We start from the raw sequence: 22047 nt of genomic DNA, 5'->3' as shown, positions 1-22047 counted from the left end.
ATTGCGCCTTACGGGAGGATCCTTTGGCCAAAAAATTACAACCTGAAGCCGCGGCCGATGTGCTCGTATTGCGGCGCTGGATAACCGTTGGACGTCCCGCTGAAGAGCTGTTTGCGCTCTGGCTGGCACCCGATACCTTACCGCGCATCATGAGCCATTTCGCCACCGTGACGCCCCTTAACAAAAGCGACGCGCAGTGGCAGGTCGACGGGCCGCTCGGCAAACATTACTCATGGGAGAGCCGCATCGTCGAGGCGCAGCCGGGCGACATCATCGCCTGGCAGTCGCTGGAGGGCGCGGACATCCCCAACGAGGGCGAGCTGCTGCTGCGCCCGGCGCCCGGCGAGTGGGGAACCGAACTGGCGCTGACGCTGCGCTTTACGCCGCCGGGCGGTGCGCTGGGCAAAAAGGTCACGACCTTTTTCGATCTCCTGCCTAAAGAGATTGTCAGCAAAGCACTGCACCGCTTTAAAAGTCTGGCCGAAACCGGCGAAATCCCAACCCTTGACGGCCAGCCCGCTGGCCGCCATGCCGACCGTCAGGATAAGGAGAAATAGATGCGCGCACTTTGCTGGAACGGCGTAAACGATCTCAGCGTTGAAACGGTGGCCGATCCCGGCCTGCTCAATCCCCATGATGCGATTATCCGCGTTCGTTTAACGACCACCTGCGGCTCCGATCTCCACGTCATCGACGGCCTGATCCCCAGCATGCGCGAGGGCGATATTCTCGGGCATGAATTTATGGGCGAGGTGGTCGAAGTCGGCAGCGCGGTGAAAAATATTCGCCGTGGCGATCGCGTCGTGGTGCCCTCGTTTATCTCCTGCGGCTCCTGCTGGTACTGCCAGCATCAGCTGCCCTCCTGCTGCGACAACACTAATCCGCAGTGGGAGAAGGGTGAAACGGTGCTGGGCCACCCGACCGGCGGCATTTACGCCTATAGCCACACCTTTGGCGGCTACGCTGGCTCGCACGCCGAATATGTCCGCGTGCCCTTCGCTGACAACGACTGCTTTGTCGTGCCGGAAGGAGTAAGCGACGAGCAGGCGCTGTTTCTCTCCGACGCGGCGCCGACAGGCTACATGGGCGCGGATTTTTGCAATATTCATCCCGGCGACACCGTTGTGGTGTGGGGCTGCGGCGGCGTAGGCCTGATGGCGCAGCAAAGCGCGTGGCTAATGGGCGCGCATCAGGTTATCGGCATCGACCGCTACCCGGAGCGGCTGGCGATGGCGCGTGACTATGCCGGCAGCATAGCGCTCGATTATACCCAGGTCGATATCAACGAGGCGCTGCTGGAGCTGACCGGCGGTCGCGGCCCGGACAGCTGTATCGACGCTGTCGGCATGGAGGCGCGCGGCGAAGGGCTCAGCCAGGTTTATGATAAAACCAAACAGCTGCTGCATCTGGAAACCGACGTCGGCGCCGCGCTGCGTCAGGCGCTTTACGCTTGCCGCAAAGGCGGCAATATCGCGATTCTGGGGGTATACGGCGTGATGGACAAATTCCCGCTGGGGCTGATGATCAACAAAAGCCTGACGATCCGCACCGCGCAGCAGCACGGCCAGCGCTATATGCATCGGCTGCTGGATCACGTGGCGAAGAACGAGCTTAATCCCGCCTTTATGGCGACGCATCGCTTCTCGCTGGAAGAGGCGCCGCGCGGCTATGAGATGTTCAAGCATAAAGAAGATGGCTGCGTGCGCGCGGTATTCGCCCCCTGAACAGAGCGCCGGGATGGCGCAGCGTCACGTTTTCGTAGTAAAAAAGTCGCAACGTGACGCAACTGAAGGGAACACGATGATTAAGCTTACCGGCCGATTGATTTGTAAAAACACGGAAGAGACGGCGCTGGTGCGCCGTTATCTTCCCGAGCACATCCGGCTGACAAAAGAAGAATCAGGATGCCTTAGCTTCGAAGTGAAGGAGACAGCGGATCCGCTTATCTGGTCGGTAGAAGAGCGGTTCACCAGCCAGCAAACCTTCGATATGCATCAGGCCAGAACCCAAGCCTCGGCGTGGGGGCGGGAAACTGTGGCGATTGCCCGTGAGTACGCCATCGTGGAGATCGCCTGACGTCTCGGAACGTACCGCCAGCAGGGAACCCGCCGCCGCGGCCGGTTCCTTTTTTATGACCAGCCTTAATCCCCTTGAATCGCTATCTGGACAATCAGGCAACAGATTTCCAGAAACAGGCAACCCCGCTTTCGCTTAGCCGTCTAGACTTAACGGATTGCACACCACAATAGACTTCCTCATAACGTGCATAACACGCCATTTTAAACCCCGTTAAATACTGGAAACGAGCTATGTCTGAAAATCTACAACTGCAGCTGGCGATCAACGGGCAACCGCATACGATGCGGGTGGATCCCCGCGTCACCCTGCTTGACGCGCTGCGCGAGCACCTGACGCTTACCGGTACCAAAAAAGGATGCGATCAGGGACAGTGCGGCGCTTGTACGGTGCTCATCAATGGAAAACGCGTGCTGAGCTGCCTGACGCTGGCGGCCCAGGCTAACGGCCAGTCGGTCACCACCATCGAAGGCCTGGCGCAGGCCGACGGCACCCTGCATCCGGTGCAGGCGCGCTTTCTGGAACACGACGCCTTTCAGTGCGGCTACTGCACCTCAGGGCAGATTATGTCGGCCGTGGCCTGTATCGACGAGGGGCATGCCGGCTCGGCGGACGAAATCCGTGAATATATGAGCGGCAATCTTTGCCGCTGCGGCGCCTATCCCAATATCGTCGAGGCGATCCAGCAGGCGGCCGCCGACCTTAGCAAGGAGGCGACATGAACCCATTCGACTACGTCGGCGTCAGCGATGCCGATGACGCGCTGCGGCAGAAGCAGCGCGCGGACAGCCGCTTTCTGGCAGGCGGCACCACCCAGATCGATCTGATGAAATGCGACGTCGAACAGCCCGCCGCGCTCATTGACATCAACCAGCTTGCGGAGATGCGCGAAATTGCCTTTACGGCGGATACGCTGCGCATCGGCGCGCTGGCGCGTATGAGCGAGGTTGAGAATCATCCTGAATGCCAGCAGAACGCGCCCGCGATTTATGACAGCCTGTGGCAGGCGGCGTCGCCGCAGCTGCGCAACATGGCGTCGATAGGCGGCAATCTGCTGCAGCGCACCCGCTGCGTCTATTTCCGCGATCCCCATACCTTTTCAGCCTGCAATAAACGCCAGCCGGGATCCGGCTGCGCCGCGCGCGGCGGCGTCAACGGCAACCACGCCATTCTGGGCACCAGCGAAAGCTGCATCGCGGTTTATCCCGGCGACCTGGCGGTGGCGCTGACCGCCTTCGAGGCGGTCGTCATCGTACGCAACGCCGCCCAGCGCGAACGCCGCATTCCCATCGATGAATTCTACCTGCTGCCGGGCGATACGCCGCATCTGGAGCACGATCTGGGGCCGGACGAGATGATCGTAGCGGTGGAACTGCCGTTAACGCCGGCGCTGCGCCAGTCCCACTATCTGAAAGTGCGCGATCGCAGCTCCTATGAGTTCGCCGCCGCCAGCGCGGCGGTCGGCATCGAGCTTGATGGCGACCGCATCCGCGATCTGCGCATTGCCGTCGGCGGCGTGGCGACGAAACCCTGGCGCGCGCGGCACGTCGAAGGGGCGCTGCGCGGTCAGCCGTTCAACGAGCAAACCCTGCGCCGCGCCGCCGAGCTGGTCGTGCAGGACGCCGAGCTGCTGCCGCAAAACCAGCACAAGAAACTGCTGGCGCCGCGCGCCATCGCACGCGCGTTGATGAAAGCGGGCGGCATGGCTTAACAGGCCGAACAGAGAGGATTAACAATGGATACGGCAGAAAAGAGTTATCAGGCGCTGGGTGAAAAGCGCGAGCGCGGCGACGGCGTCGTTAAGGTGACTGGCGAAGCGCGCTATGCGGTTGAGCATCAGCCGGAAAACGCGGCGTACGGCGTGGTGATCCAGTCCACCGTTGCCAGCGGACGCATTACCCGCATGGATACCGAAAAGGCGCGTCAGGCGCCGGGCGTGCTGGCGGTTTACACCCACCTCAACAGCCTGAAAATCAATAAGCCGACCGCCATCGCCGACGGCGGCGCGGCGCAGTCCACCTATACGCCGATTCAGAACAATAAGATTATCCATAACGGCCAGAATATCGGCCTGGTGGTGGCGGAGACCTTCGAGCAGGCCACCTGGGCAGCCACTCTGGTGGAAGTGGAGTATGAGACGGAGCCGGCGCTGGTTTACCCGGACGATCCGCGCGCCGCGCGTAAAGAGAGCAGCGGCACCAACATCGATCTCGGCGATGCCCATCAGGCGATGGCGCAGGCGGAAGTAAAAATCAAAGGGCGTTACGCGACGCCGCGCGAATACAACATGCCGATGGAGCCGCACGCCTGCGTCGCCTCCTGGCAGAATGAGCGTATGACGGTCTGGGAACCGAGTCAGTGGGTGATGGGCGCGCAGACCGAAATCGCCGAATGGCTGGGCCTTGAGGTTGACCAGGTGCGCATCATCTCCCCCTACGTAGGCGGCGGTTTCGGCTCTAAGCCGGTGCCCTATACTCATGTGGCGCTTGCCTGCGTCGCTTCGCGCGCGCTGGGACGGCCGGTTAAAGTCTCTTTAACCCGGCCGCAAACCTTTACCGGGCTCGGCGGTCGTCCGGCGACGATCCAGAACCTTGAGATGGGCGCCTCGCGCGACGGCAAAATTCTGGCGATTATCCATGACGGCCTGAGCGACACCTCGCTGATCGACACCTTCGCCGAGGGCACCAATAAAGTGACAGGCCGTCTCTACGCCGTGCCGAACGTCTATTCGCGTCACTACGTGGCGGCGATCAACACCGTCACGCCAGGCTGGATGCGCGCGCCGGGCGAGAACCCGAGCGCCTTCGGACTGGAAGTGGCGATGGACGAGATGGCCTATGCGCTGGGAATCGATCCGCTGGAATTTCGCCTGCGCAACTGGGCCGATCATGACTATCAGCTGAATGCGCCCTGGAGCACGCGCCGGTTGAAAGAGGCCTACGCCGCCGCCGCTGAAGCCTTTGGCTGGGACCAGCGCAGCATGGCGCCGCGCTCGATGCGCGAAGGGCGCGAGCTGATTGGCTGGGGCATGGCGACCGCCACCTATCCGGTCAGCCGCTCGCCCGCCGAAGCGAAGCTGATTTTCCACAGCGACGGCAGCCTGGTGGTGCAGAGCGCCGGGGCGGATATCGGCACCGGCACCTATACCATTCTGGCGCAGACCGCCGCCGAGGTGCTGCACATTCCTTCGCGTCAGATTCGCGTCGAGCTGGGCGATACTGATTTGCCGCGCGCCGGCGTAGCAGGCGGCTCGCAGCTGGCGGGCAATCTTACCGCGGCGGTGCACAAGACGGCGGAAGCGATGCGCGAGAAACTCTTTACCCTGGCGACCGAATCGCCTGGCTCGCCGCTGTTTCAGGCGGATCGCGAGCAGCTGGTGCTGCGTGACGGCGCAGTATGCGTGAAAAACCAGCCCGATCGCGCCATTCGCTACGACAAACTGGTAGAGCTGAACGACTCGCTGACGCTTTCCGTGGTCTCCGGCACTTTCTCTGAAGAGGAGAGCGAAGAGGATCGCGATCGGGCGGTGCACTCGATGTCGAAGATGACGCGTCCTGAAGCCTTTTCGGCGCACAGCTGGGGCGCGCAGTTCGTTGAGGTGCGCGTCGACGAGGATTTCGGCACCGTGCGGGTTAAACGGCTGGTTTCCGCTTTCGACAGCGGACGGCTTTATAACCCTCAGCTGGCGCGCAGCCAGTGGATTGGCGGCATGGTGATGGGGCTGGGCCAGGCGCTGCTGGAAGGCGGCGTTATCGATCCGCGCAACGCCCGCGTCATCAATAACAACCTGGCGGACTACCTGATCGCCGTGAATGCTGACGTGCCGGAGATCGTCACCATCGACGTCGGCGAGCCGGATCATCACGCCACCCTGATGGGCGGCAAAGCGGTCGGCGAGTTAGGCATTGTGGGCATGGCGGCGGCCATCAGCAACGCCGTCTATCACGCGACCGGCAAGCGCATTCGCGATCTGCCGCTCTCTCTGGATAAACTGATCGACTAAAGCGCGGCGGCGATGCCGGACAGGCATCGCCGTCTCTTTTACGACAGATCCCTTCATTCTTAAATCACCGGCAGTTTTTCATCTTCGTGAATATACTGTTACTCACAGTGCCAGTGATAACAAGAGTCACTCTCTGCCACTCAATGCCATAACGGATCGCATGATCTCTTTCACGGACGAACTTTTCTGAGGAGCCTGTTGATGACATCGTCCGCTGCAAAAGTCAGTGCTGGTCTTGGTCTGGCGTTTCTTATGCTGTTTAATTCCGCTTTCGCCGCGCCCCTGACGTCAGGCGGTTCTCTGACGTTTAGCGGCGCGATCGCCCAGGATCCCTGCCAGTTAACCCCAGGCGCCAGCCGCATCACCTTCGCCTGCCAGGACAACAACGGCGTTCATACGCAGCAAATCGGCCTTCAGCAGGTGGCGCAGGGCGATGTGGTTTTGCCTGGCGTGGACCATGTCAGCCTGACTTACCTTGACCCGCAAAAGTCGAAGGCGGTGGTTCGGGTCGACTATAACTAATTCGCTTTGTTGCAGGACCTGCGAGGCTCTGCAACAGCTCACGCTGGCCGCGTAAAAAGGGAATTTCGATTAATCAGAGATTTCTCTCCGGCCAGTAGGTTGACATCAATTTAATTTGATTCAATATTATCACGACCTCACAGGATGACGCTGTGCCGCTCTCTTTCGATCAGATAATAAGCAGCAACACCATGAATGTAGAATTACCAGAAACCTGCGGCGGCGCTTCGCAAGGCAGCGCGCCTGTTACCGTCGATCAGTTTCTCTGCTTTGCGCTCTACTCCGCGTCGCTGGCGATGACCAAGCTCTATCAGTCGCGTCTGAAGCCGCTAGGGCTGACCTATCCGCAATATCTGGTTCTGCTGGCGCTGTGGGAAACCGACAATGTCACCGTCTCTGAGCTGGGGACGCGCGTCCATCTTGATTCGGGCACGCTGAGCCAGCTGCTCAAAAGGCTGGAGCAGGCGGGCCTGATCAGTAGACGGCGCGACGTAGGACATGACGAGCGTCGCGTGCTGATTACGCTGACGCCAGCGGGAACCGCGCTGAAATCTGAGGCCGCTGGCGTGCCGGCGGATATGATCTCAGTTATGGATACGCCGCTTGAGGAGCTATCCGATCTGACCAGCCGGGTCGCCGCTCTGCGGCAGAAACTGATAAAGGCGATTCCCTGATCGTCCGGATGTAGACATTTCCCAGGCGCAGCTGTCAGGGATTAAAACGATAATGACCAGCATGGACAAAGGCCTTGTGAGCACTGAAAAAGCAGAAGATCCAGACGAAATTCATGCGGCGATCGGAGAGATAGCGTCGCTGCTGTTGAAAGCGGGAAAGCCGCTTGAGCTGGCGGGGCTGAGCACGATGCTCACACAACAAGCTGAACAGACGGCGGATGCGTCGCTGCAAAAAAATTATCGTGATGCGGCACGCTTTGTCGCTGAAAAAATCGGGTCATAACGGCAGCTGTCAGTGAAGAGTGGGCTCGCTCTCCGGCCAGTCGTCGTTGCCAAAGAAGGCGCTGTTCTGGTCCGACTGGCCTGCTGCGCTGATCAACTCGGCAATCGCGCGCTGAAAGGCTCGCTGCCGGATGGGATTGCGCTCAGACGCTGCCATCGTCTGAAGTTGCGCCACGACGTGCTCGGCAAAAACGGGCGAATCCTGCGCCAGTAGCGCCATCACGGCTTCGCCTGTCAAAATATCTACCAGCTTTTCATCGTCATTTTTGCTCATATTGCCATCATATTATTTAGTTTGATCTGGACGCAGGCGAAAACGCTACCCTGAACGGTTGCGTCTCGGGCAGACGTTGCGCCCTGCGCAACGCCACGGTTGCAGAGAAAATTGCTTTGCGCCTGATTAGCTTATCAAGTTTATAACATTTTGCCTTTTGATTTTCATGCAGCAAAATAAATATCTGTTTTAAAAGATTAATTTCTCGAAGTGGATTCTCATTCTTATTCTGACGCAAGGCGAGCAGATTCGCAGCCTCGCGTCATTTCTGTTGCCTCAAGCGCCTGACGCGCGTGTTATTAAGGCTGATGAAGGGTTTTGCTGCCCGCGTCGGCAATGGCGATTTCTGCCGGATTTGCCGTTCCGCTCACGCCAATCGCGCCCGTCACCTCGTCGTTAACTGTCACTGTCGCGCCGCCGCCAAGCGGCACCATATTGGGCAGCGTGGCTATCGCTGGCTCTGTGCCATTGGCTCGCGCCATATATTTGTCGGTCGAGGTGCGATACAGCGCCGCCGCGCGTCCTTTTTGCATCGAAGAGTCAATACAGCCCGGCGGCGCGTTATCCATGCGTTTGAAGGCCAGCAGCTGTCCGGCTCGATCGAGCACGGCAATGCAAACCTGCGCTTTCAGCGACTGCGCCTGCGTCTCCGCACGCGCAATAATGCGCTGTGCATCATCGGCGCTCAAGATAGTTTGGGTCTGCGTGGCGCTGACTGTGGCGGTCCACAACGCGGCAAGGGCGCAGAGTGCGCTACAGAGAGGTGCTTTCATGGAGTCTCCTTTTATGAGATCGATATCGCCATACTCCCAGACAGATCAGCAGTGCCAGCAGGCCTGCTCCTGCCCACGGCGCGCGCTGCAACCAGAGCGAATGCCTGGGATGGCGCAGGGTGTGATTAACCTGCTCTTCGGTAATGTGCTGTCCGGCCGCGCCGAACTGTGTTGAGACATAGTCCAGCAGACGCGCCAGCTCGGCGCTGCTCATCTGGCTGGAGAATGCCGGCATAAAGGCGTGGCCTGACGCGGTGGTGCGGTCTACCCCCTCTGCGACGGTCATAATCAGATTGGCGGGATTAGCGTTGAGCACCGCCGAGGTGCCGGTTAGCCGGGGAAAGGTTTGCGGCGCGTCACGGCTGCCTTCGCCCTGCGCGCCGTGGCAGCTTGCGCAGGCGGCGTTATAAAGCTGCGCGCCGCTCATCTGCTCGCCGCCGATGGCGCCGCGCAGCGTCGCGGACGGTCCGGTCTCGAACGCTGCAATAGCGCGCGGAGGTGGCGTCGGCGCAGCATGCGTACTGGCCGGCGCGTGACCCAGCGTCAACAGATAGCGGGCGACAGAGCGTCGATCGCTGTCGGTCAGGCGGGAAAAAGAGTTTTCCACTACGGTCGCCATTTCGCCCGCCGCGATGGCTTTGCCCGGCAGCGAGCCGGTTTTAAGGTAGGTCGCCAGTTCCGTTTCGGACCAGGCGTAAAGGCGCGCCTGAGTCAGATCGGGTGCCTGCCAGCTGCCGACGGCTCCGCCGCGCAGGAAGCTCGCGCTTTTCTCCGCCATCAGCACGTTGCGCGGCGTGTGACAGCTGCCGCAATGTCCCAGCGTTTTCACCAGATACTCGCCGCGCGCGTCGCCGATCGCTTCAGCGCTGCCGCTGGCGAGTGGCTGGGGTGACAGGAACAGGCCGTTCCAGAGCGCCATCATCGCGCGCCAGGAGAAAGGGAAAGGGAGCTGCGTCGCGGGCACCTGATGATCTTCGGCGGGCACGCCCGTCATAAACCAGGCGTACAGCGCCGCGATATCCTCATCGGTCAGCGAGGCAAACGCGGTATAGGGCATCGCGGGATAGAGATAGCTACCATCCCGCCGCCGGCCCTCGCGCATGACGCGGCGAAAATCCGCCAGAGAGTAGTTTCCGATGCCGTTAACGCGCGATGGTGTGATATTGGTGGCGATAATGTCTCCCAGCGGCGAGGAGATGCGATAGCCGCCGGAAAAGGGATGACCGTTATCCGGGTTGCGATGGCAGGCGGAACAGTCGCCTGCGATAGCCAGATATTCGCCGCGCTTCAGAGTGGCGCTATCGGGCTGCGCTAGCGCCAGCGCGGGTAAAAACAGCAGGAGAAAGGTTGCCGTTCGCATGTTCACAGCTCCCGAATCAGCGTATCGGCCAGACGGAGCGCCAGCGCGATGCCCGTCAGGGTGGGATTTACGGTGGCGGAGGTGGGCATCACGCCGGTAGAGGCGATAAACAGGTTGGCGTGATCCCAGCTGCGGCAGTGCGCATCGACCACCGAGTCGCGCGAATCGTCGCCCATTATCGTGGTGCCCATGATGTGATACTGATTGCGCCAGCCGGTGGGCGCCTCCACCATCTCGCCATTAAACGCCATCAGGAAATTAGCGAAGTCGCGGTAGGCCTGCGGTCGCATGCCGCGGACATAGCTGTCCAGCTGATAGTTAACCTGCAGGGTCGGCAGGCCAGCCCCGTCGCGCCGCGTTGGGTGAGGAGTGACCCGGTTCGTGGGGCTGGGCAGGGTTTCGCTCATGGTGCTGATATTCATAATGCGCGAGGCGCGGTCGCGTATCGCCGCGTCCAGCTCGCGTCCCACCAGCCCCTGCCTGAGCAGCGCGGGTGTCACATCGCTATTCGGCACCAGATTGCGCAGCGCGTAGCGGATAGCGGAGTGTTGCGCGCGGGTGGGTTCATCACGTCGGGTGGCGATGCTGCCGTGCTGCACCGAGCCGCGTCCAGTCCAGAGCGGTTCGTCGGCAAGAAAAGTCATGCTCAGTCCGGTGTGATCCATCAGGTTGCGTCCGACCTGATCGGAACTGTTTGCCACATCAGACATCAGCAGCAGCTTCGGAGATTCCAGCCCATGCGCCGCCACCACGAACGCCTTTGCGCTCAGGCGCACGTCGCGGCCGTCAGGTTTGCGATAGTGCACCGCGACGATGTGGTTTTTCGGCCCCTTCTCCAGCTTCCAGGCGACCGACTCGGTGCGCAGATCGACCCCCAGCGCCACCGCTTTATCAACGTGCATATCCCCTGAGTACATCGGCCCGATAGGGCAAACAGGTTCACAGTTATTGTTGCCGGCGCAGGCGGGACGGCCGTCATAAGGGCGAGAAACGCGCGCGTGCGGCTCATGGATCACCTGGTAGCCTAACGGTCCGAGCTTCGCCTGCATGCGCTGCACCATGTAGGGCTTCGCCTCCGGCGGCAAGGGATAGGGCGCGGAGCACGGCGGCCAGGCGTCGCGTCCCTGACCGCTCTGATCTTCCTCTGCGGTGCCGACCACGCCCACCTCGCGCTCCGCGCGCAGATACCAGGGTTCCAGATCGTCATAGGCAATCGGCCAGTCACGCCCGACGCCGTAAACGCTTTTCAGTTTGAAGTCGTTGGGCAGCAGCCGCCAGCAGGCGGACGCCCAGTGACGCGTGCTGCCGCCAGCCACCTTGAGAAAGCTGGTGACATAGTGGAAATCGTCATCGCCCTGCGTCTCAATATAGCCGTCGCTGTAGCTGTTCGGCGCCCAGGGCAAATTAGGATAGGGTGCGCACCAGTTGCGTTTACTGGGACTGTTGCGATAGTTGTCGACCACTTTCCAGCGCGGAATATAGGGTCCGGCCTCCAGCATGATGACCGACTTGCCCGCTTTCGCCAGCTGATATGCCGCATTTGCTCCCAGGGCGCCCGATCCGATAATCACTACGTCGGCGTCATAGTGCGTCATGAGCCATCTCCAGTGCCGTCGGTGAGGCGCAAGGCCTCCGCATAGGTTCTGGCGCGTCCTTCCACCATTGCCAGCCAGGCCGGTTGCGGCTGCGCGATGCCAGATGCCGCGCGCGGCGACGCCTTTCCCCAGGCGTGAATCGTTGCCGGCATCTGTGGCGCGCTGACGCCATCCGGTACCGCCTGCCAGTAGTCGCTGCCGCGCTGCGAGTAGGAGGGGCGCGGCGTAAGGTCGGCGGTGGGCTCGTACATCAGGGCGGAGAGAAAACTGACAAAGGGCGCGTCGTCAGTAGCGCGCGTGGTGGCGGGATTGCCGGTATAGCCAAGGTACCAGGGGGTAATGATGGCCAGCGCGGTGTTGACCTCCTCTTCGGACAGCGACGCCAGCAGCGCCTCAGGTGCGCGAGCCTCGCTGCGGCTAAGGTGTTCGGCCAGCTGCGCCAGACGCTGGGGAAACAGCGGGTTCTGGCGCGTTAACAGCGCGTACAAACGCTGACTGATGGTCGGATCCAGCTGCTGGCGTCCGGTTAGCGCCTGGCTGACACGGTGAAAGCGGTTCTCTGGTTCGGCGGCGGTGGCCAGCGAGCCAGTAATGGGCACGCTAATGATGATGCCTGATGCGAGGGTAATGACTCCAACTTATTGATAGTGTTTTATGTTCAGATAATGCCCGATGACTTTGTCATGCAGCTCCACCGATTTTGAGAACGACAGCGACTTCCGTCCCAGCCGTGCCAGGTGCTGCCTCAGATTCAGGTTATGCCGCTCAATTCGCTGCGTATATCGCTTGCTGATTACGTGCAGCTTTCCCTTCAGGCGGGATTCATACAGCGGCCAGCCATCCGTCATCCATATCACCACGTCAAAGGGTGACAGCAGGCTCATAAGACGACCCAGCGTCGCCATAGTGCGTTCACCGAATACGTGCGCAACAACCGTCTTCCGGAGCCTGTCATACGCGTAAAACAGCCAGCGCTGGCGCGATTTAGCCCCGACGTAGCCCCACTGTTCGTCCATTTCCGCGCAGACGATGACGTCACTGCCCGGCTGTATGCGCGAGGTTACCGACTGCGGCCTGAGTTTTTTAAGTGACGTAAAATTGTGTTGAGGCCAACGCCCATAATGCGGGCGGTTGCCCGGCATCCAGCGCCATTCATGGCCATATCAATGATTTTCTGGTGCGTACCGGGTTGAGAAGCGGTGTAAGTGAACTGCAGTTGCCATGTTTTACGGCAGTGAGAGCAGAGATAGCGCTGATGTCCGGCGGTGCTTTTGCCGTTACGCACCACCCCGTCAGTAGCTGAACAGGAGGGACAGGTGATAGAAACAGAAGCCACTGGAGCACCTCAAAAACACCATCATACACTAAATCAGTAAGTTGGCAGCATCACCGGCGCTGCCGAAGGCACCGCAGATTCTTTAGCGCGTGCTGATGCCGTCTGGAATGACATTATTGCCGCAGGTTAATTAATCTGCGTTTGGGGTAGCTGTCAGCGTTTTTTAGCGCTGATAGTTGACCCCTTTTATTTTTGAATTTTTTTTAGCATGCAAGTTGCACAGCTTTCGCAACAGAGAATATTTTCATTCAGAATGAGCGTTGTTCACATTGTTGAATGAAATCGCGCTTTTTTATAAGTGTTCGCAGTGAACAGGAAAAATTCGCCTTTTCTGCTTCATCAATACCGACGAGCCCTGATTAGCAGAGCGTATTTATGCGCTGTATCACCCTGCTAAGCGACTCACGCTGCCTCTTTCCACCCCGTTCATGGGGTGACGATGACCTCAGGCATTCCTTCGGCACGTGCTCTTCACTCTCTGGCTCAAAAAGCGGGCGCGTTCAGGTACGCAGCCCAGCTTTTACGATCCACTTCAAAAATATCAGTAAATCCTCTGGCTGAAGGCCAAATATCAGTTGCCTGTTGAACAGGCTTCTCGAATGATAAGTAGAACGTTCTAGTAGAACGTTCTACCACTTATAACAGCACTTAAAAAGTGTCATCCAGGGTCTTAAATCGGGGAAAGCAGCATGAGTCTGTTCTCAGGATTGATAAAGTCGTTATCCAAACTATCGATGATCGGCCGCGCGCTTATGCTGCCTATCTCGCTGTTGCCAGCCGCTGGTCTGCTGCTGGCATTCGGCGACAAATTCCATCTGCCGCTGATGATGAACGCCGGCGGCGTCATCTTCGACAACCTGCCGATGCTGTTCGCCATCGGCTCCGCCGTCGGGCTGGCGTCTGAGTCGGGTATTGCGGCGCTCTCCGCCGCCGTCTCGGTTTTTATTACCAATATCACTATCGGCACGGTAATGGGCATTACCCCGGAGATGGCGTCGCAAGGAGGAAAATATGCGATGGTGGTCGGCATACCCACGCTGCAAATGGGGGTGTTTGGCGGTCTGCTCTGCGGCATCCTGGCCGCCTGGTGCTATAACCGCTTTCACACGCTGCAGCTGCCTGAGTTCCTCGGCTTCTTTTCGGGCAAGCGCTTCGTCGCCATCGCTACGGCCTGCTTATCCTTTCTGATGGGGCTGCTGCTGCCCTATATCTGGCAGCATATCCAGTCGGGCATCGATGCGCTTTCTGTGGTGGTGAACGGCGATAATCAGGCGGCCTCCACCTTTATTTTCGGGTTAGTGGAGCGCGCGTTGATTCCGCTCGGGCTCCATCATATCTGGTATCCCTCTTTCTGGTATTCGTTCGGCGACTACACCACGCACGCCGGCCAGGTGATCCACGGCGACCAGACGATCTGGTTTAAGATGCTGGAAGAGGGCGTTAAATCCTTCAGCAGCGACTCCTATCAGAACGCCGGCAAGTTCATGCAGGGCGAGTTCCCGCTGATGCTCTTTGCTTTGCCTGCCGCCTGCCTGGCGATGTATCACGAAGCGCAAACGGCCAATAAAAAAATCGCCGCCGGGATCCTCTTCTCCGCCGCGCTCACCTGCTTCCTGACGGGGATAACCGAACCGGTTGAGTTCACCTTTATCTTTGTCGCGCCGATCCTCTACGTGTTTAACGCCATCATGGCGGGCCTGGCCTACATGATGATGTATCTGATGCATGCGCATATCGCTAAATCATTTTCCGCCGGATTTATCGACTACCTCTCATTCGGCATTCTGCCCTCGTTCAACGGTTATCAGACCCACTTCCTCAACGCCGTGATCATCGGCGTGCCGATGGGACTGATTTACTACTTTACGTTCCGCTATGTTATCCGCCGCTTTGATATCAAAACGCCAGGCCGCACCCTTGTGACGGCCAATATGAACGATAAATCGGATAACGAGATTGCGACCGAAATTATCGGCTTGCTTGGCGGGGCGCAAAATATCAATACTGTCGGATCCTGCATCACCCGTTTGCGGCTTGAGGTAGTGAAAAGCGAACTGGTCGATAAGGATGGCCTTAACGGCGTCGGCGCGCGCGGAGTGGTCTTTGTCGGTGATACGGGCATTCAGGTTATTTTCGGCGCCCGCGCGCAGTTTATCGCGCAGACGATGTCGACCATGATGGCCAAATAGCAGGCAGCGGCGCTCTCCGGCTACGGCGGGAGCGCGCGCTGGAATAATGGATCGGATTGTTATCAGGAGCAGGTTTGAAAAAAGTCAGCATCATCGATGTGGCTAAAGAGGCTAGCGTATCGGTCTCTACCGTTTCGCTGGTTTTACGGCAGAAAGGCAAGATTTCCGATGCGACTATCGAGAAGGTTCAGGCCGCTATCCAGCGGCTGGGGTACGTGCATAACGTCGCCGCCGCCAACCTGCGCGCCAGCACCTCTAATCTGATAGGACTTATCCTCTGCGACTTCAGCGACAGCTATACCGTTAAGGTGATGGCGAGCGTGGTTAAAGAGCTCGAGAAAAAGGGATTTATGCTGTTTCTCGGTCAGCCGCACGATGACGAGGCGAGCCTGGAACGCTGCCTGCTTTCGTTTAAACAGCAGGGCGTCGCAGGCATTATCTACCTGACGTCCGACACCGTTAATCCCACCGTGCCGGAGCGGCTGCGACGCTGCCCTTTACCGTTCGTGGTGGTCTCGCAGACGCTAATCAGCGAAACGTGCAATCTGGTAATGCGCGACAATCGACAGGCTGCGGCGCTGGCGACGCGCTATCTGCTGGATCGCGGCCATCGTAATATCGGCTATATCGGCGGCGAAGCGGATTCGCTGCTGCGCACGCAGCGGCTGCAGGGGCTGCGGGCCAGCCTGCTGCAAAACGGTATTGCGCACAAGGACGAGCTCGCGCCTGCCTGCAGCGACGATACCTTTGCGGCGAGTCTGGCGACGCGCCACCTGCTGGAAAAAAACAACACCCTTACCGCACTGCTCTGTCATTCGTCGACGGCGCTGATTGGCTGTCTTAACGGCATTCAGCAGGTCGGGCGCACTTTAGGCAAGGATCTCTTCCTGACGCAGCAGGTCGCACTGGTCGGCTTTGAGGATATGCTGCAGGTCAATCTTACGTCTCCCTCCTTGACCTACGTCTCATCCGCGAGCGAGGAAACCGGACGGCAGGCGGTAGAGCTGATTGTCAGCAACATCCGGGATCCTGGTTTGCCCAGGCAGCGCATCTTGCTGAGCGGCGAACTTGTCGTGCGCGAGTCTGCATGACGCCGCTCCGCTTGTTTTCCACGTCGTTACCGACAGCCTGAGCGGTTTCCCCGCAGCCGAAAAAAAATCTTATGCCTCGGGAATAAAGCTGTCGCTGGTTCGTCTTATGCGCTCTTTGCAAACAGGCGATCCTATCCTATGACGAACTCTCCACTTTCCACCGGCCAGAAAGTCGCGCGCCTCGCGCTGGTCGGCGTGGTTCCGCTGGCGCTGATCATCGTGTTTTTATGGGCCGGCGGCTGGCTGGCGCCGCAGCGTCTCTCCGCCGATAAGCTGGTTACGGCATTGCAGCAGTCCGGCGGCGAACATCCTGGGTATCGGCGCAATCACGCCAAAGGGGTCTGCGTCATCGGCGAGTTTAGGGCAACCGGCAACGCCAGCGCCTTCTCGCGCGCGCCGCTGTTCGCGCAGGGCGCGACGACGCCGGTAACGGGACGCTTTGCCATCGCCGGCGGCAACCCCGGGGCGCCCGATTATGCCGTTCCGGTGCGCAGCATGGCGCTGCTGTTTCAACAGGCGGACGGACAGCAGTGGCGTACCGGCATGAATGCGATCCCGTTCTTTCCGGTTGCCACCGTGCAGGGGTTCTACGATCAGCAGGTCGCTTCGCGACCCGATCCGGCTACCGGCAAACCCGATCCGGCCAGAATGAAAGCCTTTGTGCTTCAGCATCCGGAAATCAAACCTTTCCTCGCCTGGATAAAAGGGTACGTGCCCTCGTCCAGCTGGAGCAGCGACAGCTTCAACAGCCTGAATGCCTTCCGTTTTATCGATAAATCCAGCGCTGCGCATCTGGTGCGCTGGAGTATGGTGGCGCAAACGCCCCGTCAGCCAGAGACCGCGGAAGAGAAAACCGACAAAGATTTCCTGCAAAAGGATCTTGCGCAGCGTCTGGCGAACGGGCCGCTGAAATGGGATCTGATGGTAACCCTGGCTGGCGCGGGCGATGCGGGTAACGACGCATCGAAAGTCTGGCCTGCCGATCGCCAGACCATTAATGCCGGGACGCTGGTGGTGACCCGTTCGCTGCCTCAGCAGCAGGGCCCGTGCAACGATATCAATTACGATCCGCTGATTCTGCCCGATGGCATCGCCGCCTCCGACGATCCCTTACTGAATGCGCGCTCCGCAGCCTATGCCAAATCCTATAACCAGCGCACCCGCGAACAGTCTGAACAGGCAGGTCATCCATTATGAAACAGGTAACCTATTTTCATCCCGCGCTGCGTCTGGTGCACTGGCTAATGGCGCTGGCGATAATGACTATGTTATTTATCGGTGTGGCGATGGTGTCGACCGTCTCCTCGCTGCACGGCCTGCTGGTGGCGATTCACAAGCCGCTGGGCCTGATGATATTTGTGCTGGTGGTGGTTCGGCTGTGGCTGCGCTTTTATACCGCCATTCCGCCGCTGCCCGGCTCGATTCCCGCCTGGCAGCGCGCCCTGGCGCACCTGTCGCACTGGGCGCTGTATGCAATGATGCTGGCTCAACCGCTGATTGGCTGGGCGATGCTTTCGGCGGCGGGCTATCCGGTGACCCTCGGCGGCGGATTCGTATTGCCGGCCATCGTGCCGGTGAATAACGACTGGTACGCGCTGTTGCGTCCGCTGCATTCCATCGTCGCGCTGTTGCTATTCCTGACCATCATGGCGCATCTGGCGGCGGCGTTACTGCATGCGCTGGTACTGCGCGACGGTGTGTTTAACAGTATGGCGGGAACCCGCAAACGCTGAGGAAAGCCTGTGTCGCAGCTGACTGACGAAGAGATCCGGGACGTGATGCCGCATCTGCAACGCTTCGCGCTGTGGCTGACCCGCAGCCCGCACAGCGCTGATGATTTAGTGCAAAGCTGTTTAATCAAGGCATTGACGCGAACGCCGCAGAGCCGGGATGAGCAGAGCCTGCGCGCCTGGCTGTTTGCCATTCTTTATCGGCAGTTTATCGACGGCGAACGGCGGCGAAAGCGCTATCGAACGCTTCTCGCCTTTTTTACCGGCGAGGAGGCGTTGAGTAGCTCTACCGAGTCGATGGCGATTGCAGACGATACGCTGGCGTTGTTCGCGACGTTGCCGACCGATTATCGCGCCATACTGCTGCTGGTGAGCGTGGAGGGGCTGAGCTATAAAGAGGCGGCCGAGACGCTGGATATCCCGCTGGGAACGGTGATGTCGCGTCTCTCCCGGGCGCGAAAACTGCTGCATGAGAAATTAGAAGGCAAGGTCAAGCCGTTACCCCTAAGGAGACTGAAATGAAACCCGACGAAGAGGATCTGCACGCCTGGATAGATGGCGAAGCGGATGACGCTACCGCACGACGCGTCGAGCGTTATCTGGCGGAGGATCCTCAGGCTGCCGAACGCGTGGCGGAGATGCGTTATGAGATGCAGCTTTTGCGGCAGGCGATGCACCAGCAAAAGCAGACGCTGGAAACGCCCGAGCCGCACGCTTTTCGCCGCCGTGCGCGGCAGCAGCGGCAGCGAAAGCTGGCGCTTGCCTGCGTATTGGTTCTATCCCTTAGCGTCGGCGGCTTTACCGGCTGGCAGCTGAAAGATTCGCAAATGGCCGGTCATTTGCCGATGGAAGATGCGGTGCAGGCCTATAAGCTGTTCGGCAATGCGACGCTGACGCCGATGGACGTGGTCGCCAGCCAGCAAAACGAGCTGGCGAGCTGGGTCGGGCGCTATTTTATCAACGGCAATTTGCCGCCTAATCTGGAGCAGTATGGCTTTAAACCGCTCGGCGCGCGCCTGATAGCAACGGCGCAGGGCCCGGCGGCGCTGGTGATGTATCAGGATGCGCACGGCACCCGCCTCGCCTGGTATATCCGGCCGCTCAGTCCGGTTAAGCTGCCGCACGGCGAGCGCAAAGCCGAGAATGTGATGGCGCAGTACTGGAGTGATGAGCATTACAATTATGCCCTGGTCACGCCGCTTGATGCGGCGGCGACCGGCGACGTGCGTAAAGCGCTCTCAGAAGTAACGGGGTGATATCAGGAAGCCCATCGACAATAACGTCAGCTAAATCATAACCGCTACGCCAACATGCCCGACTCTCTCTTTATCCCGGTTGTTTGAGCCGGAGGAGTGGCTGGGGACACTATCATGGAACCGGGCGTCCTTTGTAAGAGCGCTATCCAAATCTGTTATCTGCCTTTACCTGCTGCCTGGCATTATTAACAGCCGTGACAATGTCCAAATCCTTAATGCATACTATCGCCACATAGCTAAATCGGTTTAGCTTTTTACTGGAGTTTACTGATGAATCGAATCTGGTGTTTAGGTGATGCGGTGGTTGATTTGCTTCCTGAAGAGGACGGGCGTCTCCTGCAATGTCCTGGAGGCGCGCCGGCTAACGTGGCGGTGGGAATCGCCCGGCTTGGAGGAAACAGTCGATTTATTGGCCGTGTGGGAGACGATCCTTTCGGACGCTTTTTGCGACAAGTGCTTGAGAGGGAAAATGTGGATGTCTCCTGCATGTTGATGGATAAGACGCACCGCACTTCAACCGTGGTAGTAGCACTGGACGCCGAGGGTGAACGTACCTTCACATTTATGGTTCGCCCAGGCGCGGACTTATTTCTGGAACGCCATGATCTTCCTCAGTTTATCCCTCACGACTGGTTACACTGTTGCTCAATTGCACTGCTTCAGGAACCCTCTAGAAGCACCACCTTACAGGCAATGAAATCAGTGCGTGACGCAGGCGGCTATGTCAGTTTTGACCCCAATATTCGACTCGATCTCTGGCAGGATAAAGCTGAACTCCATCGCTGTATCAGGCAGGCACTTCAACTGGCAGATGTTGTGAAGCTTTCCGAGGAAGAGCTGATATGGATAGCGGATTGCGCCGACGTTGAAGCCGCTATCGAGGAGCTGGCGAAGCATTTTGCGATCAGATTACTGTTGGTCACTCAGGGTAGCGCAGGCGTATGGGCCTGGTATAACGACGGGCTTGTTCACTATCCGGCGAAGCCCGTACTCAGCATCGATACAACCGGTGCTGGAGATGCCTTTGTCGCAGGGCTGTTATGGGGACTTGCGCAGAACGGGCTTCCTGCTGATGCTGCGCAACTGGCGGCACGTCTGCAGTGCGCACAGGCATGCGGCGCGCTTGCGACAACAGCCAAAGGGGCAATGACAGCTTTGCCTGATTACCCGCAACTGCAGGATCACCTCAATCAGTAATCGCTTTTACTCCCTGTTTTGAGACATGCCTCACATCAACTAAACCGGTTTAGCAAATTCCGTTGCGCTTTCAAAATCAGCACAACTATGATGCTGACCTAAATCGGTTTAGCAATAACGTTTTATTGATGATGGCCTTACCTCAGGGATGCAAACCAGTGAAAAAACGTCTTTTAGCGCTTAGCCTCGGCACATTATTGAGTTCTGGCCCCGCCTGGGCGGCTAACTCTATGGAAAGTATTGAAGCGCGTCTCGCGGCAATGGAAAAACGCCTGGCTGCAGCTGAACAGCGGGCCAGTGCTGCGGAATACCGCGCGCTGGCTGCTGAGAATCAGGCACAGAAGCTGACTGCCACGCAACAGCAGCAACAGCAGCCCCAGATCGTGAACGAACAGAGAGAACCGCGCGCCGAGAAACCAGAACAGAGTAGCAGGAATAATACAGATGGATTTGAATTCCATGGCTACGCGCGTTCAGGGCTGCTGATGAATAGCTCCGCAGCAAAAACGCAGGGCGGCCCGACCGTCACGCCGGCAGGAGAAACCGGCGGTCACGTTGGCCGACTCGGCAACGAACCCGATACCTACGTTGAGCTAAATCTCGAACATAAGCAAATCCTCGCTAACGGCGCGACGACCAGGTTCAAGGCGATGCTGGCCGACGGTCAGCGAACCTACAATGACTGGAGTGCCGCCAGCAGCGATCTCAACCTGCGTCAGGCTTTCGTGGAACTTGGACAGTTGCCCACGTTCACTGGTGCCTTCAAAGACAGTACCGTCTGGGCTGGTAAGCGCTTTGATCGCGATAACTTCGATATTCACTGGATTGATTCTGACGTGGTGTTTCTTGCTGGCACCGGCGCAGGCATCTATGACGTCAAGTGGAGCGACGAAGCGCGCAGCAACCTGGCGATTTACGGTCGTACCTTCGGTGATATCGAGAATAATGACAACACCGCACAGAATTACATTCTGTCTCTGAATAATTTTGTAGGGCCGCTGCAGCTGATGGTGAGCGGCATGCGCGCTAAAGATAATAATGAGCGCACCGATATTGACGGCAATCGCGTTAAAAACGATGCAGCGAACAACGGTGTGCATGCGCTAATCGGACTACACAGCGATAGCTTCTATGGCCTGCGTGAAGGGTCATCGAAAACCGCGCTGCTCTATGGTCACGGCTTAGGCGCTGAGGTGAAAACCATCGGTGCCGATGGCGCACTGCTGCCGGAAGCTGATACCTGGCGTCTGGCCAGTTATGGCATGACGCCGCTCGGCGAGGGCTGGCATGTCGCACCGGCGCTACTGGCGCAAAGCAGTAAAGACCGTTACGTCAAAAGCGACAGCTATAAATGGGTTACCGCTAACCTGCGTCTGATTCAGGAAATTACCCAGAATTTCGAGATGCAGTATGAAGGCTCCTGGCAGTATATGGATCTGCGTCCTGCAGGCTACAACAACCGCAACGCCGTTAGCGGCAACTTCTACAAATTAACCGTGGCGCCGACGCTGAAGGCGAGCGACGTCGGGGAATTTCTAAAACGTCCTGAAATCCGCCTGTTCGCCAGCTGGATGGACTGGGATCACCGCCTGGATAACTACGCCACAGATGATGCCTTTGGCAGCAGCGGCTTTAAGGCCGGTGGTGAGTGGAATGTCGGCGTACAGATGGAAACCTGGTTCTGATATT

23 protein-coding genes are annotated in these 22047 nt (G+C 58.8%); 17 read left to right on the top strand and 6 right to left on the bottom strand.

Annotated elements, in window-relative coordinates; all coding sequences use genetic code 11:
• Positions 1 to 23 precede the first annotated feature (23 nt).
• From LB453_RS22780 to LB453_RS22740, 9 genes are all read left to right on the top strand, one after another.
• A complete protein-coding gene (locus LB453_RS22780; RefSeq protein WP_048782285.1) occupies positions 24 to 557 on the top strand; it encodes an SRPBCC family protein in 534 nt (177 codons plus the stop codon).
• Positions 558 to 1724 (top strand): zinc-dependent alcohol dehydrogenase, encoded by a 1167-nt coding sequence (locus tag LB453_RS22775; RefSeq protein ID WP_103797678.1) that lies wholly within the window; start codon positions 558 to 560, stop codon positions 1722 to 1724.
• A 76-nt stretch (positions 1725 to 1800) separates the two neighbouring features.
• Positions 1801 to 2076, top strand: a complete 276-nt coding sequence (locus LB453_RS22770; protein WP_033755756.1) for a putative quinol monooxygenase — start codon at positions 1801 to 1803, stop codon at positions 2074 to 2076.
• A gap of 233 nt (positions 2077 to 2309) precedes the next feature.
• Positions 2310 to 2798 (top strand): (2Fe-2S)-binding protein, encoded by a 489-nt coding sequence (locus LB453_RS22765; protein ID WP_224481788.1) that lies wholly within the window; start codon positions 2310 to 2312, stop codon positions 2796 to 2798.
• Complete coding sequence (locus LB453_RS22760; protein ID WP_033755699.1) at positions 2795 to 3787, top strand: FAD binding domain-containing protein; 993 nt, start codon at positions 2795 to 2797, stop codon at positions 3785 to 3787. Before LB453_RS22765 ends, LB453_RS22760 begins: the two co-directional genes overlap by 4 nt.
• A 24-nt stretch (positions 3788 to 3811) precedes the next feature.
• Entirely contained in the window at positions 3812 to 6079 is a 2268-nt protein-coding gene (locus LB453_RS22755) for a xanthine dehydrogenase family protein molybdopterin-binding subunit (protein WP_103797677.1), read from the top strand.
• Between the two features lie 201 nt (positions 6080 to 6280).
• Positions 6281 to 6601: a hypothetical protein gene (locus LB453_RS22750; protein ID WP_127908358.1), complete on the top strand. Its 321-nt coding sequence runs from the start codon at positions 6281 to 6283 to the stop codon at positions 6599 to 6601.
• 191 nt (positions 6602 to 6792) lie between these two features.
• A complete protein-coding gene (locus tag LB453_RS22745) occupies positions 6793 to 7275 on the top strand; it encodes a MarR family winged helix-turn-helix transcriptional regulator (protein WP_033755757.1) in 483 nt (160 codons plus the stop codon).
• A 52-nt stretch (positions 7276 to 7327) separates the two neighbouring features.
• Positions 7328 to 7558 (top strand): hypothetical protein, encoded by a 231-nt coding sequence (locus LB453_RS22740; protein ID WP_033755703.1) that lies wholly within the window; start codon positions 7328 to 7330, stop codon positions 7556 to 7558.
• Between the two features lie 9 nt (positions 7559 to 7567).
• Here LB453_RS22740 and LB453_RS22735 read toward each other — a convergent pair whose 3' ends face one another.
• The 6 genes from LB453_RS22735 to LB453_RS22710 form a co-directional block, all read right to left on the bottom strand.
• Positions 7568 to 7831 carry a hypothetical protein gene (locus LB453_RS22735; protein WP_051905664.1) on the bottom strand — a complete coding sequence of 88 codons (264 nt, stop codon included), beginning with the start codon at positions 7829 to 7831 and terminating at the stop codon, positions 7568 to 7570.
• Between the two features lie 299 nt (positions 7832 to 8130).
• Complete coding sequence (locus LB453_RS22730) at positions 8131 to 8604, bottom strand: GlcG/HbpS family heme-binding protein (RefSeq protein WP_033755705.1); 474 nt, start codon at positions 8602 to 8604, stop codon at positions 8131 to 8133.
• Positions 8585 to 9964, bottom strand: coding sequence for a cytochrome c (locus tag LB453_RS22725; RefSeq protein ID WP_033755706.1), 1380 nt, complete (start codon positions 9962 to 9964; stop codon positions 8585 to 8587). The genes LB453_RS22730 and LB453_RS22725 overlap by 20 nt, the downstream gene beginning before the upstream one ends.
• Positions 9965 to 9966: 2 nt before the next feature.
• Positions 9967 to 11559, bottom strand: a complete 1593-nt coding sequence (locus LB453_RS22720) for a GMC family oxidoreductase (protein WP_103797674.1) — start codon at positions 11557 to 11559, stop codon at positions 9967 to 9969.
• Positions 11556 to 12158: a sorbitol dehydrogenase family protein gene (locus LB453_RS22715; RefSeq protein ID WP_224481787.1), complete on the bottom strand. Its 603-nt coding sequence runs from the start codon at positions 12156 to 12158 to the stop codon at positions 11556 to 11558. Before LB453_RS22715 ends, LB453_RS22720 begins: the two co-directional genes overlap by 4 nt.
• 39 nt (positions 12159 to 12197) lie before the next feature.
• Positions 12198 to 12895 (bottom strand): IS1-like element IS1A family transposase gene (locus tag LB453_RS22710; RefSeq protein ID WP_224481786.1). Its coding sequence is split into 2 segments (ribosomal slippage): positions 12198 to 12646 and positions 12646 to 12895, totalling 699 coding nucleotides; the frame shifts between segments, so codons are not numbered across the junction.
• Positions 12896 to 13584: 689 nt separating this feature from the next.
• Between LB453_RS22710 and LB453_RS22705 the strand changes: the two genes are divergently transcribed.
• The 8 genes from LB453_RS22705 (at position 13585) to LB453_RS22670 (ending at position 22043) form a co-directional block, all read left to right on the top strand.
• Positions 13585 to 15084 (top strand): PTS transporter subunit EIIC, encoded by a 1500-nt coding sequence (locus tag LB453_RS22705; protein WP_033755594.1) that lies wholly within the window; start codon positions 13585 to 13587, stop codon positions 15082 to 15084.
• A 74-nt stretch (positions 15085 to 15158) separates the two neighbouring features.
• Positions 15159 to 16175 (top strand): substrate-binding domain-containing protein, encoded by a 1017-nt coding sequence (locus LB453_RS22700; protein WP_048782051.1) that lies wholly within the window; start codon positions 15159 to 15161, stop codon positions 16173 to 16175.
• Between the two features lie 138 nt (positions 16176 to 16313).
• Positions 16314 to 17372 (top strand): catalase family peroxidase, encoded by a 1059-nt coding sequence (locus tag LB453_RS22695; protein WP_048782053.1) that lies wholly within the window; start codon positions 16314 to 16316, stop codon positions 17370 to 17372.
• Entirely contained in the window at positions 17369 to 17908 is a 540-nt protein-coding gene (locus tag LB453_RS22690; protein ID WP_033755600.1) for a cytochrome b, read from the top strand. Before LB453_RS22695 ends, LB453_RS22690 begins: the two co-directional genes overlap by 4 nt.
• 45 nt (positions 17909 to 17953) lie before the next feature.
• Positions 17954 to 18427: an RNA polymerase sigma factor gene (locus LB453_RS22685; RefSeq protein WP_033755679.1), complete on the top strand. Its 474-nt coding sequence runs from the start codon at positions 17954 to 17956 to the stop codon at positions 18425 to 18427.
• The gene (locus tag LB453_RS22680) at positions 18424 to 19161 is read left to right on the top strand and encodes an anti-sigma factor family protein (RefSeq protein WP_048782055.1); all 738 of its coding nucleotides are present in this window, start codon (positions 18424 to 18426) and stop codon (positions 19159 to 19161) included. Before LB453_RS22685 ends, LB453_RS22680 begins: the two co-directional genes overlap by 4 nt.
• A gap of 270 nt (positions 19162 to 19431) precedes the next feature.
• Positions 19432 to 20358: an aminoimidazole riboside kinase gene (locus LB453_RS22675; protein WP_373688006.1), complete on the top strand. Its 927-nt coding sequence runs from the start codon at positions 19432 to 19434 to the stop codon at positions 20356 to 20358.
• A 131-nt stretch (positions 20359 to 20489) separates the two neighbouring features.
• Entirely contained in the window at positions 20490 to 22043 is a 1554-nt protein-coding gene (locus LB453_RS22670; RefSeq protein ID WP_255729601.1) for a carbohydrate porin, read from the top strand.
• Positions 22044 to 22047: the final 4 nt, after the last annotated feature.

This window comes from Pantoea agglomerans, from assembly GCF_020149765.1.
Lineage (GTDB): Bacteria > Pseudomonadota > Gammaproteobacteria > Enterobacterales > Enterobacteriaceae > Pantoea > Pantoea alvi.
The sequence above is the reverse complement of the archived record's forward strand: the minus strand, read 5'-3'. Positions and strand labels throughout refer to the sequence as shown.

Coding starts and splice junctions, on each gene's coding strand:
- LB453_RS22720 (WP_103797674.1), bottom strand. CDS start 11,559: ATGACGCACTATGACGCCGACGTAGTGATTATCGGATCGGGCGCCCTG.
- LB453_RS22695 (WP_048782053.1), top strand. CDS start 16,314: ATGACGAACTCTCCACTTTCCACCGGCCAGAAAGTCGCGCGCCTCGCG.
- LB453_RS22750 (WP_127908358.1), top strand. CDS start 6,281: ATGACATCGTCCGCTGCAAAAGTCAGTGCTGGTCTTGGTCTGGCGTTT.
- LB453_RS22675 (WP_373688006.1), top strand. CDS start 19,432: ATGAATCGAATCTGGTGTTTAGGTGATGCGGTGGTTGATTTGCTTCCT.
- LB453_RS22730 (WP_033755705.1), bottom strand. CDS start 8,604: ATGAAAGCACCTCTCTGTAGCGCACTCTGCGCCCTTGCCGCGTTGTGG.
- LB453_RS22705 (WP_033755594.1), top strand. CDS start 13,585: ATGAGTCTGTTCTCAGGATTGATAAAGTCGTTATCCAAACTATCGATG.
- LB453_RS22670 (WP_255729601.1), top strand. CDS start 20,490: ATGGCCTTACCTCAGGGATGCAAACCAGTGAAAAAACGTCTTTTAGCG.
- LB453_RS22775 (WP_103797678.1), top strand. CDS start 558: ATGCGCGCACTTTGCTGGAACGGCGTAAACGATCTCAGCGTTGAAACG.
- LB453_RS22755 (WP_103797677.1), top strand. CDS start 3,812: ATGGATACGGCAGAAAAGAGTTATCAGGCGCTGGGTGAAAAGCGCGAG.
- LB453_RS22680 (WP_048782055.1), top strand. CDS start 18,424: ATGAAACCCGACGAAGAGGATCTGCACGCCTGGATAGATGGCGAAGCG.
- LB453_RS22740 (WP_033755703.1), top strand. CDS start 7,328: ATGACCAGCATGGACAAAGGCCTTGTGAGCACTGAAAAAGCAGAAGAT.
- LB453_RS22745 (WP_033755757.1), top strand. CDS start 6,793: ATGAATGTAGAATTACCAGAAACCTGCGGCGGCGCTTCGCAAGGCAGC.
- LB453_RS22760 (WP_033755699.1), top strand. CDS start 2,795: ATGAACCCATTCGACTACGTCGGCGTCAGCGATGCCGATGACGCGCTG.
- LB453_RS22735 (WP_051905664.1), bottom strand. CDS start 7,831: ATGAGCAAAAATGACGATGAAAAGCTGGTAGATATTTTGACAGGCGAA.
- LB453_RS22690 (WP_033755600.1), top strand. CDS start 17,369: ATGAAACAGGTAACCTATTTTCATCCCGCGCTGCGTCTGGTGCACTGG.
- LB453_RS22770 (WP_033755756.1), top strand. CDS start 1,801: ATGATTAAGCTTACCGGCCGATTGATTTGTAAAAACACGGAAGAGACG.
- LB453_RS22685 (WP_033755679.1), top strand. CDS start 17,954: ATGCCGCATCTGCAACGCTTCGCGCTGTGGCTGACCCGCAGCCCGCAC.
- LB453_RS22725 (WP_033755706.1), bottom strand. CDS start 9,964: ATGCGAACGGCAACCTTTCTCCTGCTGTTTTTACCCGCGCTGGCGCTA.
- LB453_RS22765 (WP_224481788.1), top strand. CDS start 2,310: ATGTCTGAAAATCTACAACTGCAGCTGGCGATCAACGGGCAACCGCAT.